This window comes from Amycolatopsis sp. MEPSY49, assembly GCF_051337345.1.
Taxonomy (GTDB): Bacteria; Actinomycetota; Actinomycetes; order Mycobacteriales; family Pseudonocardiaceae; genus Amycolatopsis.
This window is the reverse complement of the sequence record NZ_JBDLYJ010000002.1, coordinates 603420-621255: the sequence shown is the minus strand read 5'-3', so window position 1 is coordinate 621255 and position 17836 is coordinate 603420. Positions and strand designations below refer to the sequence as shown.

Genomic DNA, 17836 nt, shown 5'->3' with positions numbered 1-17836 from the left:
CCTTGACTAGTGGTGGTCTGGACCATAAAACTTGAGCGCAGCGCGCTTGCCCCGGACACCGTCGTCTCGAGGAGAGCCATGTCCCGCTTGAGAAAAGTCGTCACGCTCGCCGCCCTCGTCCCGCTCGCGCTCGGCCTGGTCAGCACCCCGGCCCCCGCGGCGCCGGCGACGTTCACGCACCCGGGTGTACTGGTCAGCCGCCCGCAGCTCGACTTCGTCAAGACCCAGGTGAACGCCGGCGCCCAGCCCTGGAAAGCGGCGTACGACCAGGCGGTCTCGAGTTCCTACGCCTCGCTTTCCCGCACGCCGAAACCGCGAGCGGTCGTCGAATGCGGGTCCTATTCGAACCCGAACTACGGGTGTACCGACGAGCGGGAAGACGCGCTCGCGGCGTACACGGACGCGCTGATCTGGTACATCTCCGGCGACGCCCGGTACGCGCGGAAGGCGATAGCGTTGATGGACGCGTGGTCGGCGACGATCACCAGCCACACCAACAGCAACGCACCGCTGCAGACGGGCTGGGCGGGTTCGTCGTGGCCCCGCGCGGCGGAGATCATCAAGTACACGTATTCGAGCTGGCCGAACTCGGGCCGCTTCGGCACGATGCTGCGCAATGTGTACCTGAACAAAATCATCAACGGCAGCAACAGCAACGGCAACTGGGAACTGTCCATGATGGAGGCCGCGGTGGGCATCTCGGTGTTCCTGGAGGACAAGACGAACTTCGACAAGGCGGTGACGAGGTACCGCAACCGCGTCGCGGCGTACGTGTACCTGTCCTCCGACGGCGCGTTGCCGAAGACGGTCCCGGGCAGCGGGTTGTCTTCTCGCGACCAGATCGTGAACTATTGGCAGGGCCAGTCGACGTTCGTGGACGGCCTGACCCAGGAAACCTGCCGCGACTTCACCCACACGGGGTACGGCATAGCGGCGATAGCGGACGTGGCGGAGACGCTCCGCATCCAGGGCCAGGACGTGTACGGAACGGATGTGGGCGAGCGCCTCAGGCAAGCGCTGGGCTTCCAGTCGAAGTACCAGCTGGGCACGGCGGCCCCGTCCTGGCTGTGCGGCGGCTCGTTGAAGCTCGGCCTGGGCCCGGTGACGGAGGTGGGGTTCAACGCGCTCCACACCCGCTTGGGCATCGCGATGACGAACACGCAGACGTTGACGGAGCGCCAGCGCCCGGCGGGGTCGAACAACCTGTTCGTGGCCTGGCAGACGCTGACCCACGCAGCGAACCCGGCTTGATCTTGAGGTGGTCCGTCTGACCTGCATTCTCGCAGGTCAGGCGGATGGGGGCCCCAGTTGCAGGGGGTCTTGGCGGGCACGCTAAAGTACTTCTCACGCACTCAGCGAGTGCGGGTCCGGGCTGTGGCGCAGTTTGGTAGCGCACTTGACTGGGGGTCAAGGGGTCGCAGGTTCAAATCCTGTCAGCCCGACGGACAAGCCACGTTTACGCAGGTAAACGTGGCTTTCGTCGTATCTGGGGTTCCTTCGCGCGCCACGTGGCGGCTAAACCGACTCGGCGAGTCATGCGTGGAGCAGCGGGGAGCAGACCTCCGGGAGGCACACGAAATGAAGCCGGGCAGAACCGCCGTCAGCGTGGCAGTCGCAGCGGCCGCCGTCCTCAGCTTGTCGACTTCGGCCGAAGCGAGACCCTCCGTCGGGGCCTACTGCGTTCAGGACCTCACCGGTGGCGCCGAGGCTTGCTTCACGACCGAGCGCGCCCTTGACGCCTACCAAACGCAGCTGTCGCTCAGTCCCTTGCTCACCGTCTTCGACAGCACCGGCTGGCACGGCGGAAGCGGGTACCTGAACTTCGTCAGCGCCTACGGACGCACCTACTGCGACGCCGCCAAGGACGAGAACGAGGCCTCGGAAGGAGATCTCGGCACGCGGCACTTCTCGAACGGCTTGAACGTGGCCGGCCACATCAGCTCTTACGTTCTCAAGGCCGGCTCCGGGTGCTTCGTCACCTTCTCAGACCAAACCGGCTTCAACGGCAATAGCGTTACCTCGAATCAGAACTGCGACGATATGGCCCGGTGCTTCGGCCGCTACTTCAACGACCGCGCACGTTCGCTCGCCGTCACCTGACCGGTTGGTGAAGCAACGGACTGGCAGCGGCACCGCCACCGCCGGACCCGATAAGGTGTTCGGAGCCGATTCGAGGGGGGAACTGTCATGACCGACCAGGAAGGCGCGGACTGGATTCCGCCCGGCGCGGATCTTTCCCGGCCCAGCGCCGCCCGGATCTACGACTACCTTCTCGGCGGCGCGCACAACCTCGCCGCCGATCGGGCCGTTGCCCAGAAGCTCGAGGCCATCCAGCCCCAAGTTGCCGGCGTGGCGAGGCGGAACCGGGCCTTCCTGCGACGCGCCGTGCGGTTCATGCTCGACCAAGGCGTCCGGCAGTTCCTCGACCTCGGGTCCGGCATTCCGACCGTCGGGAACGTGCACGAAGTCGCCCAAGCCGTCGATCCGATGGCCAAGGTCGTTTACGTCGACTACGAACCCGTTGCCGTCGCGCACAGTCTCATGCTGCTCAAAGACAACCCGAACGCCCAGGCGCTCGAGGCCGATGCCACCGATACCGCAGCCGTGCTCGGGTCCGGGCCCGTCAAGGACCTGCTCGATCTCAAGAAGCCCGTCGGGCTGCTTGCCATCACCCTCGGGCACTACCTTCCCGACGTCAGCCACGTCTTCAAGAACTACCGCGACGCACTCGCGCCCGGTAGCCACCTCGCGCTGACCCACCTCACCAACGACTTCGCCGTCCTGCGCGACCCCAAGATCGCCGAGACCATGCGGTCGACGCAGGACCACATCTACCCGCGCTCACGCGACGAGGTGCTCGCCCTCTTCGACGGATTCGAACTCGTCGAACCCGGCCTGACGACCTCCGCGAACTGGCGGCCGGACCGCGTTGCCGCCGTTGTCGATCCCGAAGAGGACGGCCTCTACGCCGGCGTGGGCATCAAGCGGTAGAGCCGCCGAAACGCTCCCACGCCGACTGGCGGGTCATTCCCAGCGCTTCGCCGATCTGCGACCACGTGCCGCCGAGCGAACGCGCCTTGCCCACCCACGCCGCGAGATTTTCCTGCACCTGCGTCGTGGCGGCCGCGACCGGGCGCAGGTTCTGCAGAACCTGCTCGAGCGGCAGGTCGTGCTCCCACGGCGCGATGAGCGGCGCGTCCGCCGGCTTGCCTTCGATCACCGATACGCACAGCTGCACGCACCCGTCGCAGATGAAGACGCCCGGGCCGCCGACCAGCGTGTCGACCTCCGTGTTCGGCTTCGCGCAGAACGAACAGCGCGCGATCACCCCAGTTGCCATCCTGACCTCCTTTGTCAGGATGGACCTTACAGCCGTAAGGCGGAGCCTGACAAGCTCAGGAAGTTCGACGTCCACTCGGCGAGTTCGGCGAAGCGGCCACTCAACTCTTCGATCTCGGCCCACCGCCGGTGCTCGCGTTCCAGATCCGATACGAGGAAGTCCTCGACGAGGAGCAGCAACGTGGCGATCTCGTAGGCGACGTCGGCGAGCTGCAGGAAGGGCCGGTACTCGGCCTCGGTGCCGGTCCCGTTCCGCGCGGCCCACTCACGAGCTCCGAGCCCGGCGGTTCGGCAGGCCGACTCGACCGAGCGCCGGATCGCGCCGCGCCGGGAGTCGGGCCGCCCTTCGGTCAGCGGGGCGATGTTCCAGGCCACGGACAGCAGGCAGCACCCCGCGTCATCCATTGAGTTGTGCTTCACGCGACGTACTCTGCGGACCCGCGGGCACCATCCCCGCGTTCCGACTCGCCGGGTCACCTCATCGTGTGCAGAACCGGCCCCTATCGGGCGAGCATCGGCACCGAAACGAAGTCCGCCAAGGCCTGCTGGCCCGCCGCGTTCGCGTGGATCCCGTCGCCGTTGTCGTACGCCGGCAGGATGCTGTTGGGCTTCAGCGGGTCCTTGAGCACCATGTCGAAGTCCACCACGCCGGAACACGTCCCGCCGCAGGAAGACCAGCGGGACACGAACAGCCCGATCTCGTGGCGCGCCAGGTTCGCCTGGTCGTTGTACCCCGGCCGCGGCGTGCTCGGCGTGACGTACACCGCGATACCCGCCGCGCGCAGCCGCTGGAACACCGACCGGTAGCTCGCCAGGATCGTCTCCGCGTCGCAGCCGTACGCTAGGTCGTTGGTGCCGTAGTAGTAGATCACCGACTTCACGCCGTGCAGGGCCAGGACGTCTCGGTCCAGGCGGCTTCCCGCGTCCAAGCCCGCGACCGACGGCGGCATGCCCGGGCACGACGGCGCGCTCGTCGTGCCCGAGACGCCGGCGTTCGCGACCGCGAGCGACGCCGGGACGAGGCGCCGCGCCAGGTCGTCCGTCCAGCGCTTGTCCGCGCCCAGCTGTGTGCAGCCGGGGCCGCAGTTCGTGCTGCCGATCCCGTCCACCACCGAGCTGCCGAACGGGACCACCGTGCCCTTCAAGGACACGTTGTGCACGTCCACCGCGCTGACCACGTACGTCGAACCGACCGTCGACGTGAAGGCCGCGCCCGAAGCGTCGGCTGTGTGGTCGCCAGCGCCGACAGCGGTCAAGTAGTTGTCGCGCAGGGCCGCGCCGTGCCGCCCGACGACCGCCGTGCCCTCGACGGACATGCTCACGGCCAGGTTCGTGTCCGGCCTCGTCACGAGCCTGGTCTCGTCGCTCCACACCTCGCCGCCGGCGGGGATCGTCACGCCCGGACGGCCGCCGAAGGTCAGCGGACGCGGGGCGGTCACGGCGGCGCCGCCCGCACTCGGCCCCGCGGTCGCGTGCCCGATGGTCAGCGGCCCGGTGCCGAACGTGTTCTGGAGCCGGACGCGGACCGCGTCGCCACCCTCGCTGAGGTGGGTGATCATGCGCAGCGACTGCCCGGACACCGGCGCGTCGGCCCGGCCGTCCTGCGACTGGGCCCACGACGTGAACCAGGCGTGCCCGGTGCCGGCGGCGCCGGGCGCCGAGGCGACGACGGCCGCGGCCACGGAAAACGCGGTCAGAAGGGCGATCCTGCGCACGGCGGCTCCCTTGTCCATTGAGGACAGTCGACGGCGACGGTCCCGCAGCCGATCGTAAGCAGCCGATCACGGGAACGACAGGATTCTGTCCGATCTTGTCAGCGGCGGAGCGAGTGCAGTTCCATGGCGGCATGGAGCAACCACTCTTCGGCGAACCGTACGAGACGCACGACGGCACGACCGTGATCCCGGTCAGCCGCCCGGTCGGGGTGTTCGCGATCCGCGACGGCCAGGCCAAGTGGGAGCCGGCGGTCGACGCCACGCGCGTGGCCCTGCTGGCCGTCGGCACCGGGCTGGTCGCCGCGACGCTCGGCGGCCTCGCGGTGCTGCACCGGCCGCCGTGGCCGGACCTGCGCCGACGCCGCTAGGCCGCCCCGCCCGCCAGCGCCACGACCCGGCCGAACGGCCCGTTGTAGTAGTTCTGGTCCCCCGGCAGGCCGCCGCCGCGGGCGAACTGCCAGATGCTCTGCTTGTCCCAGCCCGCCGGGAGCTCGCCGACCTCCGGGCCGTAGCGCGCGAGCCACAGCGGGTTCGTGTTGCCGAACCCGGACGCGTTGCCGGTGCACCGCTTCCACCACGCCGTGCTGGTGTAGATCAGGGCGCTGCGCTTGACCTTCGCCAGGTAGGTCCGGGTGAAGTCGGTGATCCACGCCGTCATGTCGGCCTGGTTCTTGCCGTAGCAGACTTCGCCGTACGGGTTGTACTCGATGTCCAGCGCGCCCGGGAGCGTCTTGCCGTCGGCGCGCCAGCCGCCGCCGTGGGCGATGAAGTACTCCGCCTGCTGCGCGCCACCCGAGATGTCGGGACGGGCGAAGTGGTAGGCGCCGCGGATCAGGCCCGCGTTGTGCGCGCCGTCGTACTGCTGGGCGTACTGCGGGTTGACGAACCCCGTGCCCTCGGTCGCTTTGACGTAGGTGAACTTCGCGCCGCCGGCCGACGCGGCGGCCCAGTCGACGGCGCCCTGGTGCCCGCTGACGTCGTGCCCGAGCGTCTGGTCGGTCGGTTCGGCTCGCGCGGAGCCGGGCACCACGCCCTCGTGCAACGCGATCTGCGTGCCCGCGAAGTTCGTGGCCGCGAGCGAGTAGTCCGGCGAGGCTTCGGCGGGGACGGCTACGACCAGCGAAGCGAACGCCGCCAAGGCACCCGCCGCGGCGAGCCGGGGCCGCCGGCGCTGTTCGTCGTGTCCGGCAACGGTTCGGCTCATCGGGGCTCCGATCTCGGTACTGGCACGTCCGAAGCCCATGGTGCCTGCCCGCGTCGCTCGCCGCGAGCGATGTGTCACTCGATGTAGTGATCTATAGCTCGGTGGTGATGATCGCTTCGACCAGCACCTCCCCCACCGGGGTGAGTTCGACGACGCCGTCGTGCGGACGCAGCTCGACGAGACCCCGCTCGGCCAGCGAAGTGAACTTGCCCAGCCACGGTTCCGCGAACAGCGAGCGTGCCGGGAACCGCGCCGCGTGCAGGGAATCCCGCAACGGCTGCAACGTCGTCAACGCCATCTTCACCGCCCGCGCCTCCTGCGCTTCGGGCGTGAACCGCGTCGCCGACCCCAGCGGAATCCGGCCGGCCGACACGGTTTCGATGTACCGGCGGGAGTTGACGTCGGTGATCGCCTCGGACGCGCGGCAGCTCGACGAACCGCCCAGCCCGATCGCGACCTCGGGCTCCTGCTTGTCCTGGTCGACCATGATGGCCTTCCACTTCTCGGGCCCGAGGCCGGCGCGCGCGAAGTACATCGTCGGGTGCTCGGTGTAGCCCGCCGCGCGCAGGCCGCCGGTGAGCAGCTCGCGCATCTGGTACTGCTCGCCGAGCGTCGGCCAGCGGTGGCCGTCGCGCACCAGCTTGTCCCGGTACGCCGGCAACTGCCACGCCGCCGGCTTTTCACCGGTGACGCCGGTGCGGGTGTCGCTGTAGGACGCCAGGTGCAGCTTCGTGCACACGACGGCCGTGACTTCGTTCTCCAGCACGACGTCGAGGTCGCGGCGGACGCTGTCGAGGGTTTGGTCCAGCAGGCCGTACATCAGGTCGATGCTGACCCACTCGAAGTCCAGCGAAGCCGCGTTGCGGACGAAGTCGACGCACATCTGGGCGCTGTGCTCACGGCCGCACAGCTCCAGGACGTGGTCGTCGAACGACTGGACGCCGCTGGACAGCTTGGTGCACCCCAGTTCGCGCAGCAACGAAAGCTTGGCGGGCGTGAACGTGCTCGGGTCGCCCTCGAACCGGATCGTCGTGCCGGCGGTGAACCCGAACTCCGCGCGGTAGAACTCGAGGAGCCGGCGGATCTCCGGCTCCGGCAGCAACGACGGCGTGCCGCCGAAGACGTTGAACTCCCCCACCTCCGCGCCGCGCAGGTTCGGCACGGCGTCGAGCCACAACCGCGCCTCGGCGATGTTCAGGTCGACCCAGTGCCTGGCTTTCTCGTACTGCACCTCGGGTTTGCCCTTGACCAGCACGACCGGGTACTGGCAGAACCGGCAGCGGTACGCACACGTCGGGATGTACGACCAGAGGTGGATCGGGCCCGAGGACGCCAGCTGGGCATCCAGGTCGCGCAGGAAGTCCGCCGGCGAACCGGGGACGTTGCCCGGGAACACGTGCGCCCCGAACGGGTCCTCCTGCACGAAGTCGAGCAGGTGCCGGTTCTCCGGCGCTTCGAGGACGTCGAGCACCGCGGGCCGCGGCCACGCGGGGTCGAGCGTGTGCAGCGAGCCGATCGCCTCTTCGTAGGCGAGGGTCATCAGAACACCCCTCCGTTGCCGAAGTAGTTGTGGGCTTCTCCCGATTCACGGTCTTCGCAGTAGTAGTGGACGAACTCGGCGAACCGCGCGGCCGGGACTTCCGCCAGGCACGGCGGAAGGGGTGGCGGGTAGCCGATGTCCTCGCCGACGTGCCGGCGCAGGCAGGCGAACAGCTCGTCGGCGAACTCGAAGTACAGCCGGTACGACGGCGTCTTGTACGCGTGGATCGGCGTGAAGTCGACGACGCGCATCTCGTCGCGGATCTCGGCGATCCGCCGCGCGAGCCGGGCGGCGAGGTCGGCGCCGAAGAACGCGATGACGGCGTCGTCCTCCAGCAGGGCCGGGGTCAGCAGCACCGGCAGGATCGTGTTCTTCGGCGTGAAGTCCTTGATGGAGAACTCCCACGCCTGCCGCGCCTCGGCTTCCGTGAGATCGGCAGGCGCCGCCGGCGCGGACGGCCGGATGTCCCGCATGACGATGATGCCGTCGGAACCGTAGGCACGGCCGGCGATCACCTCGTCGATCGCGTGGTCGACGCGCCGTGGGTTGATCTCGACGCGTGAGCGCGGCGCGTACGTGATCGCGTCGCCGCCACTGGCGACCTTGATGCCGAAGTCCCAGTCGTCGGACAGGTGGCTGACGAACTTCCCGTCCCGCAGCTGGTAGAAGATCTCGATGCCGCCCGCGCGCTCGTAGGCGTCGCGCTCGACGGCGAAGCCCTTGCCGTCCGGGAAGCCGCCGAACAGCGAAAACGTGACCGCGCGGCACCGCAGCGGCCGCTGGATGGCGTCCCACAGCCGCGGCCGGCCGGTGAAGTGCGAAGCGTTGTAGTAGTAGTCGCAGACGCCGATGGCCGCCTTGCTCGACTCCATCGCGGTGAACAGTTCGCTCAGCCAGTGCGGGTCGACGCGGCAGTCCGCGTCGGCCGAGACCAGGTAGAACCGCTCGGCCGGATCGGCGTCCGGCCGGTTTCGGCTGCGGGCGAGGGCGAAGTCCATGCCCGCCCGGCGCGCGCACGACACACCCTGCTCGGACTCGGCGATCACGTGCAGCGCCAGGTCCGGGTGTGCCGCCGCGAAGGCCTGCGCGACGGCGACGGTGTCGTCGGTCGAGTTGTTGTCCACCAGCACGACCTCGTACCGGCTCTTGTCCAGCGGACCGTCGCCGTCGCGCTGGTCGTGCAGCGTCCGCAGGACCTCCGGGAGGTTCGCGGCCTCGTTGTACACCGGCAGCACGACGGACAACCGCGTGCCGGCCCCCATCGGCGGCGGGTACAGCCGGTCGACGAGGTCGTCGACCACCTCCGTGCCGAAGTGCGCCTGCCCGAGTTCGGAGTTCGCCCGCACCACGTCCGCCCGTTTCCCTTCGTCGGTGATCAGCTCGGCCACTTCGCGGGCGAACGCCGCGTCCGGCAGGTCGCGGGCCCGGATGTCCAGCACCGGCGCCCGGAACCCCTTGCGGCCGTAGACGACGTCGTACAGCTCGTACCCGCTGGTGATGTACGGCGTCCCGGAGGCGATCGCCTCGCTGACCGGGTTGCCGTAGCTCTCGTAGTCGTAGGAGGTCAGGAACGACACGACGGTCGCGTGCGCCAGCAGGTCCCGCACCGAGTACCGGCCGGGCACGCTCGTGTCGTACGGCGTCAGCCAGCCGCCGAACACGACGCGGTCGCGCACGCCGAGGCCCTCGGCCAGCCGCACCAGCCGCGCGTACTCGATGGGTGCTTCCGAGACGTCGCCGGCGACGAACAGCCACGCGTCCGGCAGCAGCGTCAGCAGGTGCAGGTCCCGGTCGATGCGCTTCTGCGGGATGATCCGCGTGATCCGCGCGAGCAGCGGGACGTCCTCGGGGATGCCGTGGTCCCGCCGGAAGCTCGAGGCACTCTTTCCCGCCGAGAGCTCATCGATGCAGCCCGCCGTGCGCTCGTCGATCCGCGCGGGCGCGATGGTGAACGCGTTGGGCAGGACGTCGATGTTCCGCAGACCCGGAACCCACTCCAGGGTTTTCGCCAATGCCTGCTCGTGCAGCGCGAAGTAGTGGATGTGGGGCGAATTCCGCGGCGCGGGGACGCCGGGGTAGGGGAACCGGCCGTACTTCGCGATGCCCGGCTCGCTCTGCCACATCAGGTCGTGGTCGCGCCAGAACACGAACCGGCCGAGCCGGTGCCGGGCGCCGTAGCGGCCGATCGCGCGGTAGAGCGCTTCGGTGTAGGTGATGTTCTCGGGCAGGGTTCCGTTCTCCACCATCACCATCGTGACGCCGAGGCGTTCCCAGGTGGCCACGACGCGGTCGGCCAGTTCGCCGGCGATCCGGTCGATCTCCGCGCGCAGCGTCTCGTCGCCGAGCTGGACGACTTCGCGCAGGACGCGGTCGACGAACTCGCGGTCGTAGCCGCGGATCTCCTCGACGCCGTCGACGCGGTCGAGCGTGACCCAGCCGGGCAGCAGCCCGGCTTCGTCGCGGTAGGGCCGGAAGAACGCGCCCTTGTCGGCTTTGATGTCGTAGCCGAGGTCGAGGTGGACGCGGTGGCCGGTGAACCGGCGCGCCGTCTTGAGGAACTCGACCACGACCCCGGACAGCGCGGTGGCGTCGAAGGACACGCCCCAGAGGACTGACATCGATGTCGGACTCCCGTCTCGGCTTCGCCGTCACTCCCAGCCTACGGGCTGTGGCGGCGAGTGGCCGCGTGAGCGGAGAGCGCTTTCCCCTGCGGTGCGGTGGTTGACCGCGGCGCGGCCACGCCCCAGAGTGGCTCCATGAACCGGGCCCTCGGGGTGCTGACCTGCGGCGCCTTCCTCTCGATCGTGCTCGGGGTCCTCGGGTCCGGGGAGCCCGTGCTCTCGCTCGTGCTCGGCGCGGTGTTCGCCGTGCTGGCGACCGCGGGCTTCGGCTGGGTACGCACCCGCGGCCGCCCGGCGTGGTCGGCCGCGTACGTCGGCGTCCAGCTGCCGCTGGCCTTCGTGACGTTCACGATCAACGCCGGGGTCGGGGCGACGTTGTTCCTCGTCGTGCTGGTCAGCCAGTGCGTGCTGCTGCGGCTGCCGCTGCCGGTGGTCGCGCTCGTCATCGCCGTGGTGCCGCTCGTGCACCTCGGGATGTCACTGGGCGAAGGCCTCCGGGAAGGCCTGGGAACGCTGGTATCCGTGCTGTTCGCGGCCGTCATCACCGAGCTGCTGGTGCGCGAACAACGCTCGCGCGGTGAACTCGCCGAAGCGCACGAGAAGCTGCGCGACTACGCGACGCAGGCCGAGCGGCTGGCGACGGCGCAGGAGCGCAACCGCGTCGCGCGCGACATCCACGACGGGCTCGGACACTCGCTCACCGTCGTCCAGATGCAGGTCAAAGCCGCGCGGGCGGTGCTGCCGACCGACCCGGGCAAGGCCGACGAGGTCCTCGCGAAGGCGCAGGAGCAGGCGGAGAACGCGCTGTCGGAGGTGCGCCGCTCGGTGAAGGCGTTGCGCGAACCGCGGCCGACGCCGTTGCCGGACGCCCTCCGCGCGCTGGCGTCGGAAGCCGGCGTCCCGGCCGAGCTGACGATCTCCGGTGCCGAACGGCCACTGCCGGACGAACACCGCGAAGCCCTGTTCCGGGCCGCGCAGGAGGGTCTGACGAACGTCCGGAAGCACGCGGAGGCGGCGCACGTCGACGTCCTGCTCGACTACGCCGACGCGTCCGTGCGCGTCTCGGTGCGTGACGACGGCGTCGGCGCCAACGGGGCCGCGGCGGCCGGCTTCGGGCTGGTGGGGCTGCGGGAACGTGCCGAGCAGCTGGGTGGCAAGCTCGCCTTCACCTCGGCGCCCGGCGAGGGCAGCGCGCTGAGCATGGAGGTCCCGGGATGACGCCGGTCCGCGTCCTGCTCGTCGACGACCAGGCCCTGTTCCGCGAAGCGCTCGCCACGCTCCTGGCGACCCACGAGGGCATCGACGTCGTCGGCGAAGCGGGCAACGGCGAGGAGGCGCTGGGTCAGGTCGCCGCCCTCGCTCCGGACGTGGTCCTGATGGATCTGCGCATGCCGGTCCTCGACGGCGTCTCCGCGACCCGGCGGCTGCGCGGCGAGCACCCGGACGTCCAGGTCATCGCGCTGACCACTTTCGACGACGACGAAGACGTCTTCGCGGCCCTTCGCGCGGGGGCGGTCGGGTACCTGTTGAAGGACGTCTCTTCGGCCCGGCTGATCGAGGCGGTGCTGGCGGCCGCGCGCGGGGAGTCCGTGCTGCAGCCGTCCGTCGCCGCGAAGGTCGTCGCGCGGTTCGCGCAGCTGTCCGAGCCGCGGCCCCAGCCGCTGGTGGTGCCGTTGTCCGAACGCGAGCAGGACGTCCTGCGCCTGCTCGCCGACGGCCGCAGCAACCGCGAGATCGCCGCGAAGCTGTTCCTCGCCGAGGGCACGGTGAAGAACCACGTGACGAACCTGCTGGGGAAGCTCGGCGCCCGCGACCGCACCCAAGCCGCGCTGCGGGCCCGGGACCTCGGCCTGCTCTGACGGTCACATGACCCGGGTCATGACTTCCGGCACGTCCGGAGCGGGCCGGCATTCGGGATTCTCGTCCAGGACAACCCTGGAGGGAACGATGACCACCACCGCACCGGCCCGGACCACCGGCCGCAAGCTCGCCCGGTTCACCGGCCACTACGTCGAAATGGTCGCCGCCATGCTGATCGGCATGGTCGCGCTGCACCCGCTCTGGCCGCCGGCCTGGCTCGAGCGCGCGGACGTCGACGCGCTCGTCATGGCCACGAACATGACGATCGCGATGACCGCGGCGATGCTGCTGCGCCGGCACTCGTGGCCCCGCATCGCCGAAATGGCCGCCGCGATGTACCTGCCGTTCGTCGCGCTGCTCGTGCCGTACTGGCTCGGCGCGATCTCCGGCGGGACGCTGATGGTCGCCGGGCACGTCGTCATGTTCCCGCTGATGCTGGCCGCCATGGTGTGGCGCCGCGCCGAGTACTGGCACTGACATGCGGACCGTCCTGAAGTGGTTCGCGCTGGTCGTCGCCGTGCTCGCCGTCCCTGCCGTGGGCGCGACCGTCTCCGCGCTCTCGGCGTTCAACGCCCTCTACTCCCCCGGCCCGGACCGGCCGGTGCCCGCCGCGGCCGCTGCTGCTGGGCACGACCCGGCCAAGCCGACCGCGGTGGTCGTCGTCGGCGACCGCGGGGCCGTCGTGTCCGACACCCTGGCGCCGTACGAGATCCTCGCCGCCACCGGCCGGTTCAACGTCTACACCGCCGCGCCGAAGCGCGAGCCGAAGCCGCTGACCGGCGGCCTCGACCTCGTGCCCGACCTGAGCTTCGCCGACCTCGCCGCCCGGCTCGGCCCGAAGGCGCCGGACCTCGTCGTCGTCCCGGCGCTGCCGGACGTCGGCGAGCCGAGCACCGAACCCGTGACGCAGTGGCTGCGCGCGCAGGCCGCCCACGGCGCGAAGCTGCTGAGCGTCTGCAACGGCGGCGGAGTGCTCGCCTCCGCCGGCCTGCTCGACGGCCGGCCCGCGACCGCGCACTGGCTGAAGCTCGAAGCCTTCTCGAGCGACTACCCGGCTGTGCACTGGGTGCGCGGGCAGCGGTTCGTCGACGACGGCGACGTCGTCACGACCGCCGGGATCCTGTCCGGCGTCGACGGGACGCTGCACTGGGTCGAACGGCTCGCCGGCCGCGAGGCGGCGGCCGACGCCGCGAAGGCGATCGGCTGGGCGCGGTACGGCACCACCGTTCCGGTGCACGCGCCGGAATCGATGCCGGACGCGGCGGCGATCGTCAACGCCGCTTTCCGCTGGAACCCGGACGAGATCGGCGTTCTGCTCGCGAACGGCGTCGGCGAGATCGAACTGGCGTCGGTGTTCGACACCGAAGGCCAGTCGCTGTCCTCGCGCACGCTCGCCGTGAGCGCGGACGGCGCCCCGATCCGGTCGCGGCACGGGTTGACGTTCGTGCCCCGGGCGGTACTGGCCGACGCGGACCTCGACCGGCTGCTCGTGCCCGGGGCGACGCGCGGGGTCACCGGCGGCCCGGCCCCGGAGTACGTCCACGACCGGCCCGGCTTCGCTTACGACACCGCGGTGAGCGCGCTCTCGCGCCGCACGGACGTCGCGACCGCGCGGTGGACCGCGAAGGTCCTGGAGCTGCCCACCGACGGCGTCGGCTTCGAAGGCCGCGCGTGGCCGTGGTGGCCGACGGCGCTCCCGGTCGCCCTGCTCCTGCTGGGCGCGGCCGCCGTCGTCGTCGTGCGCCGTTCGCGTAAAACGATTTAGACAATCGGACATCGTCGAAGCGATTCGCCTCCGTACGTCCCGGCGGAGTATTGCCATCGCGTGATTTCGTGATTACAGTCACGTATCACGTTGATTTGAAACGTTTAAATATCGCCGCCCCATCCCCGCCGCAAGGGAGCCCGCATGCTGCCCTCGAAGCTTTGGCGCGCGACCACCACGACGCTCGCCGCGCTCCTGGTCCTGTCCACCGCCTCGGTGCCCCCGGCGGGCGCCGCGCCGCCGGTGGACCTGACCGGTGCGCACTGGATCTGGTACCCGGAAGGCGATCCCGCGAGCTCCGCGCCGGCCGCGACCCGGTACTTCCGCACCACGTTCACCGCCCCCGCCGGCGCGGTCAGCGACGCCCGGTTCGTCGTCACCGGCGACGACACCGCCGACATCTGGCTCAACGGCAAGCCCCTCGCCTCTTCGGCCCGCACCGCGGACTCGTGGCGGTCGGCGCTGTCGGTCGACCTCGCACCCGCGCTGACTCCCGGCGTCAACACGCTCGCCGTCGCCGTCCGCAACTCCGGCGGTGCCGCCGGCCTGCTCGGCCGGCTGCGCGTGACGACCGCGTCGGGCACCACCGACCTCACCACCGGCGCCGGCTGGAAGAGCGCGACGACCGCGCCGGACGGCTGGGAACAGCCCGGGTTCGCCGACGGCTCCTGGGCCCCGGCCAAGGATCTCGGCGCCTACGGCACCGGCCCGTGGGGCACCCGCGTCGGCACGCCGAGCCCCTCGGCGCAGACGCCGCTCTGGGTCGCGAGCGCGACCGTCGGGCAGCGCGTGAACCCGATCGGCGTCGACCAGCCGCGGTTCGGCTGGAAGCTCGCGTCTTCGGCGGCGCAGCAACGGCAGTCCGCGTACGAGATCCTGGTGTCCTCGGGCGGCAAGGACGTCTGGGACAGCGGCCGCGTCAGCTCGGCGCAGCAGGCCGACGTCGCCTACGGCGGGCCCGCGCTCGGCTCGCTGACCGCGTACACCTGGAAAGTCCGCGTCTGGGACGGCCAAGGCCGGATGAGCGGCTGGAGCCCGGTGCAGCGCTTCGAAACGGCGTTGCGCGACCCGGCCGCCGAATGGACCGGCGCCTTCCTCGGCCGCGCCACGGCCGGCCCGGACCTCGCCGGCGCGAACTGGGTCTGGTACCCGGAAGGCGACCCGATCGGCGGCGTTCCGCCCGCCACCCGGTACTTCCGGAAGACCGTGGAGCTGGCCGCGGCGCCCGCGAAGGCGACGCTGGTCGTCACCGGTGACGACACCGCGACCGTCTGGGTCAACGGTACCCGGGTCAGCGACTCGCCGCGGGTCCCCGACTCCTGGAAGACCGCCGCCGTCCTCGACGTCGGCGGCCTGCTGACCGCGGGCGCGAACACGATCGCGATCAGCACCGAGAACACGACCCAGAGCCCGGCCGGGATGGTCGCCAAGCTGACCGTCCCGAATGGACCGACAGTGGTCACCGACGGGTCGTGGAAAGCGAGCCAGACCGGCCCGGACGGCTGGCAGCAGCGCGGATTCGACGACAGCTCCTGGCCGGCCGCGCGGGCGCTGACTGCGTACGGCACCGGGCCGTGGGGTGCGAACGTCGCCGTCAGCGCCCCCGCTCCCCTGCTGCGCAAGAGCTTCACGGTCTCGAAGCCGGTCGCGAGCGCGCGGCTGCTCACCACCGCGCTCGGCCTCCAGGAAACGCACCTCAACGGCGCCAAGGTCGGCGACGAGGTCCTCGCCCCCGGCTGGACCGACTACGCGAAACGCCTGCAGTACCGCGTTTCCGACGTCACCAAGCAGATCCGCGCCGGCGAGAACGTCCTCGGCGCGCTGGTCGGCAACGGCTGGTACTCCGGGAGCGTCGGCATCGCCGGCAGCCAGAAGTACGGCACCGAGCCGTGGTACTCGGCGCAGCTGAAGCTGACGTTCACCGACGGCACTTCGACGACGGTCGCGACGGACGGCACGTGGAAGGCGGGCGACGGCGCGATCCGCGCCGACGACCTCTACCAGGGCGAAACCTACGACGCGCGGCTTGCCACCGGCTGGGACCGGCCCGGCTTCGACGACCGCGGCTGGGCGGAGCCCCGCGTCAAGTCCGGCGCCAAGCCGAACCTGGTGTCCCAAGTGGACAACGGCGTCACCGTCCAGCAGGAGTTCAAGCCCGTCGCGTGGACCCAGCCGAAGCCGGGGGTCTGGGTGGCCGACCTCGGCCAGAACTTCAGCGGCTGGAACCGGCTGGCCGTGACCGGCCCGGCCGGCACCACGGTCACGATGCGCCACGCCGAGGTGCTCAACCCGGACGGCACGATCTACACGACGAACCTGCGCGCGGCGCAGGCGACCGACCGGTTCACGCTCGCGGGCACCGGCGTCGTCGAGACGTACGAGCCGCGCTTCACGGTGCACGGCTACCGGTACGTCGAGCTGACCGGTCTGCCGTCGGCCCCCACGGCGGCGACGCTGACCGGGCGGGCGATGTGGACGTCCGGCGCGCAGGCCGGCACGTTCACCTCGTCGAACGCGCTGGTGAACCAGCTGCAGCACAACATCCTCTGGGGTGAGCGCTCGAACATGCTGTCGGTGCCGAGCGACTGCCCGCAGCGCGACGAGCGGCTCGGCTGGACCGGCGACATCGGGATCTTCGCCGGTACGTCGACGTTCAACCTCGACGTGGCGAACTTCCTCGGCAAGTTCAGCGACGACCTGGTCGACGCGCAGCACGACGACGGGTCGTTCACCGACGTCGCGCCCGGCGTGCTCAGCGGCTCGGGCACGGCGGGCTGGGGCGACGCGGGCGTCATCGTGCCCTACACCCTGTGGCAGCGCTACGGGGACACCGGCGTGATCGACGAGCACTTCGCGGCGATGGTCAAGTGGGTGGAATACCTGCGCTCGACGTCCGGGGCGGACCTGATCCGCGACCACCAGACGTACGGGGACTGGCTCAACGTCAACGACAACACCGCGCAGGACCTGATCTCGACGGCGTTCTTCGCGTGGTCGTCACGGCTGGTGTCGCGGATGGCCGCGGCCACCGGGCGGAGTTCGGAAGCGGCGAAGTACGGGACGCTCGCCGACCAGATCGGGACGGCGTTCACCAACCGGTTCACGGCGGCCGACGGCACGGTGGGCTCCGGCTCCCAGACCGGGTACGTCCTGGCGCTGGCGTTCGGGCTGCTGCCGGCCGCGCGCGTGCAGCCCGCGGCGGACAAGCTCGCCGCTCGGGTGGCGGCCGCCGGTGGGCACCTGAGCGTCGGGTTCCTCGGCGTGGAGAACCTGCTGCCGGTGCTGGCCGCGCACGGCCACGCCGACGTCGCGTACCAGGTGCTGCTGCAGCCCGGTTTCCCCGGCTGGGGCTACATGATCGGCCACGGCGCGACGACGATCTGGGAGCGCTGGGACGGGATCAAGCCGGACGGCTCGTTCAACGACCCGGGCATGAACTCGTTCAACCACTACGGCCTCGGCTCGGTGGGCGACTTCCTGTACCGCTCGATCGGCGGGCTTTCGCCGGCTTCGCCGGGGTACGCGTCGCTGCTGGTGGCGCCGCGGCCGGGCGGCGGGCTGACGTCGGCGAAGTCGGCGTACGAGACGCCGTACGGGTCCGCGGTCAGCGACTGGTCGATTTCGGGCGGAAAGGTGACGCTGCGGGTGACCGTCCCGGCCGGTTCGTCGGCGACGGTCAAGGTGCCGACGTCCCAGCCGGGTTCGGTGGCCGCGCCGCCGGAAGCGGTGCCGTCCTCGGCGGGTACGTACTTCGTGCCCGCGGGTTCGTACGTGTTCACCGCTTCGGCATGA

General features: G+C 70.6%; 15 protein-coding genes and 1 tRNA gene. 10 read left to right on the top strand and 6 right to left on the bottom strand.

Annotation, left to right across the window (positions count from 1 at the left end; translation table 11 throughout):
• Positions 1–78 precede the first annotated feature (78 nt).
• From ABFJ78_RS12030 to ABFJ78_RS12015, 4 genes are all read left to right on the top strand, one after another.
• Entirely contained in the window at positions 79–1251 is a 1173-nt protein-coding gene (locus ABFJ78_RS12030; protein ID WP_436385989.1) for an alginate lyase family protein, read from the top strand.
• A 117-nt stretch (positions 1252–1368) separates the two neighbouring features.
• Positions 1369–1442 (top strand) — tRNA-Pro (locus tag ABFJ78_RS12025).
• A gap of 136 nt (positions 1443–1578) precedes the next feature.
• On the top strand, positions 1579–2100 hold the full coding sequence (locus ABFJ78_RS12020; protein WP_436385988.1) for a hypothetical protein: 522 nt from the start codon (positions 1579–1581) through the stop codon (positions 2098–2100).
• A gap of 87 nt (positions 2101–2187) precedes the next feature.
• Positions 2188–2991, top strand: coding sequence for an SAM-dependent methyltransferase (locus ABFJ78_RS12015; RefSeq protein WP_436385986.1), 804 nt, complete (start codon positions 2188–2190; stop codon positions 2989–2991).
• On the opposite strand, the gene ABFJ78_RS12010 is transcribed toward ABFJ78_RS12015, so the two are convergent.
• From ABFJ78_RS12010 to ABFJ78_RS12000, 3 genes are all read right to left on the bottom strand, one after another.
• The gene (locus tag ABFJ78_RS12010) at positions 2981–3340 is read right to left on the bottom strand and encodes a ClpX C4-type zinc finger protein (protein ID WP_436385985.1); all 360 of its coding nucleotides are present in this window, start codon (positions 3338–3340) and stop codon (positions 2981–2983) included. The genes ABFJ78_RS12015 and ABFJ78_RS12010 overlap by 11 nt on opposite strands.
• 26 nt (positions 3341–3366) lie before the next feature.
• Positions 3367–3744 carry a hypothetical protein gene (locus ABFJ78_RS12005; protein WP_436385984.1) on the bottom strand — a complete coding sequence of 126 codons (378 nt, stop codon included), beginning with the start codon at positions 3742–3744 and terminating at the stop codon, positions 3367–3369.
• A gap of 95 nt (positions 3745–3839) precedes the next feature.
• Entirely contained in the window at positions 3840–5054 is a 1215-nt protein-coding gene (locus ABFJ78_RS12000) for a GDSL-type esterase/lipase family protein (RefSeq protein ID WP_436385982.1), read from the bottom strand.
• 131 nt (positions 5055–5185) lie between these two features.
• On the opposite strand from ABFJ78_RS12000, the gene ABFJ78_RS11995 reads away from it, so the two are divergent.
• Positions 5186–5422, top strand: coding sequence for a hypothetical protein (locus tag ABFJ78_RS11995; protein ID WP_436385981.1), 237 nt, complete (start codon positions 5186–5188; stop codon positions 5420–5422).
• Here ABFJ78_RS11995 and ABFJ78_RS11990 read toward each other — a convergent pair.
• From ABFJ78_RS11990 to ABFJ78_RS11980, 3 genes are all read right to left on the bottom strand, one after another.
• The gene (locus tag ABFJ78_RS11990) at positions 5419–6258 is read right to left on the bottom strand and encodes a lysozyme (protein ID WP_436385979.1); all 840 of its coding nucleotides are present in this window, start codon (positions 6256–6258) and stop codon (positions 5419–5421) included. The two genes, ABFJ78_RS11995 and ABFJ78_RS11990, sit on opposite strands and share 4 nt — an antisense overlap.
• A gap of 91 nt (positions 6259–6349) precedes the next feature.
• Positions 6350–7798, bottom strand: coding sequence for a radical SAM protein (locus ABFJ78_RS11985; protein ID WP_436385978.1), 1449 nt, complete (start codon positions 7796–7798; stop codon positions 6350–6352).
• Complete coding sequence (locus tag ABFJ78_RS11980) at positions 7798–10416, bottom strand: glycosyltransferase (RefSeq protein ID WP_436385977.1); 2619 nt, start codon at positions 10414–10416, stop codon at positions 7798–7800. The genes ABFJ78_RS11985 and ABFJ78_RS11980 overlap by 1 nt, the downstream gene beginning before the upstream one ends.
• 138 nt (positions 10417–10554) lie before the next feature.
• On the opposite strand from ABFJ78_RS11980, the gene ABFJ78_RS11975 reads away from it, so the two are divergent.
• From ABFJ78_RS11975 to ABFJ78_RS11955, 5 genes are all read left to right on the top strand, one after another.
• Positions 10555–11637 (top strand): sensor histidine kinase, encoded by a 1083-nt coding sequence (locus tag ABFJ78_RS11975; protein WP_436385975.1) that lies wholly within the window; start codon positions 10555–10557, stop codon positions 11635–11637.
• Positions 11634–12278: a response regulator gene (locus tag ABFJ78_RS11970; protein ID WP_436385974.1), complete on the top strand. Its 645-nt coding sequence runs from the start codon at positions 11634–11636 to the stop codon at positions 12276–12278. Before ABFJ78_RS11975 ends, ABFJ78_RS11970 begins: the two co-directional genes overlap by 4 nt.
• Before the next feature lie 88 nt (positions 12279–12366).
• Positions 12367–12756, top strand: coding sequence for a hypothetical protein (locus ABFJ78_RS11965; protein ID WP_436385972.1), 390 nt, complete (start codon positions 12367–12369; stop codon positions 12754–12756).
• 1 nt (position 12757) lies between these two features.
• Complete coding sequence (locus ABFJ78_RS11960) at positions 12758–14044, top strand: DJ-1/PfpI family protein (RefSeq protein ID WP_436385971.1); 1287 nt, start codon at positions 12758–12760, stop codon at positions 14042–14044.
• Positions 14045–14188: 144 nt separating this feature from the next.
• Positions 14189–17836 carry a family 78 glycoside hydrolase catalytic domain gene (locus ABFJ78_RS11955; protein ID WP_436385970.1) on the top strand — a complete coding sequence of 1216 codons (3648 nt, stop codon included), beginning with the start codon at positions 14189–14191 and terminating at the stop codon, positions 17834–17836.

What these genes read in the sequence shown, in the direction of transcription:
- ABFJ78_RS12015 (WP_436385986.1), top strand. Translation starts at nt 2,188, where the DNA reads ATGACCGACCAGGAAGGCGCGGACTGGATTCCGCCCGGCGCGGATCTT.
- ABFJ78_RS11970 (WP_436385974.1), top strand. Translation starts at nt 11,634, where the DNA reads ATGACGCCGGTCCGCGTCCTGCTCGTCGACGACCAGGCCCTGTTCCGC.
- ABFJ78_RS11965 (WP_436385972.1), top strand. Translation starts at nt 12,367, where the DNA reads ATGACCACCACCGCACCGGCCCGGACCACCGGCCGCAAGCTCGCCCGG.
- ABFJ78_RS11975 (WP_436385975.1), top strand. Translation starts at nt 10,555, where the DNA reads ATGAACCGGGCCCTCGGGGTGCTGACCTGCGGCGCCTTCCTCTCGATC.
- ABFJ78_RS11985 (WP_436385978.1), bottom strand. Translation starts at nt 7,798, where the DNA reads ATGACCCTCGCCTACGAAGAGGCGATCGGCTCGCTGCACACGCTCGAC.
- ABFJ78_RS11980 (WP_436385977.1), bottom strand. Translation starts at nt 10,416, where the DNA reads ATGTCAGTCCTCTGGGGCGTGTCCTTCGACGCCACCGCGCTGTCCGGG.
- ABFJ78_RS12020 (WP_436385988.1), top strand. Translation starts at nt 1,579, where the DNA reads ATGAAGCCGGGCAGAACCGCCGTCAGCGTGGCAGTCGCAGCGGCCGCC.
- ABFJ78_RS12030 (WP_436385989.1), top strand. Translation starts at nt 79, where the DNA reads ATGTCCCGCTTGAGAAAAGTCGTCACGCTCGCCGCCCTCGTCCCGCTC.
- ABFJ78_RS11960 (WP_436385971.1), top strand. Translation starts at nt 12,758, where the DNA reads ATGCGGACCGTCCTGAAGTGGTTCGCGCTGGTCGTCGCCGTGCTCGCC.
- ABFJ78_RS12010 (WP_436385985.1), bottom strand. Translation starts at nt 3,340, where the DNA reads ATGGCAACTGGGGTGATCGCGCGCTGTTCGTTCTGCGCGAAGCCGAAC.
- ABFJ78_RS11955 (WP_436385970.1), top strand. Translation starts at nt 14,189, where the DNA reads ATGCTGCCCTCGAAGCTTTGGCGCGCGACCACCACGACGCTCGCCGCG.
- ABFJ78_RS11995 (WP_436385981.1), top strand. Translation starts at nt 5,186, where the DNA reads ATGGAGCAACCACTCTTCGGCGAACCGTACGAGACGCACGACGGCACG.
- ABFJ78_RS11990 (WP_436385979.1), bottom strand. Translation starts at nt 6,258, where the DNA reads ATGAGCCGAACCGTTGCCGGACACGACGAACAGCGCCGGCGGCCCCGG.
- ABFJ78_RS12005 (WP_436385984.1), bottom strand. Translation starts at nt 3,744, where the DNA reads ATGGATGACGCGGGGTGCTGCCTGCTGTCCGTGGCCTGGAACATCGCC.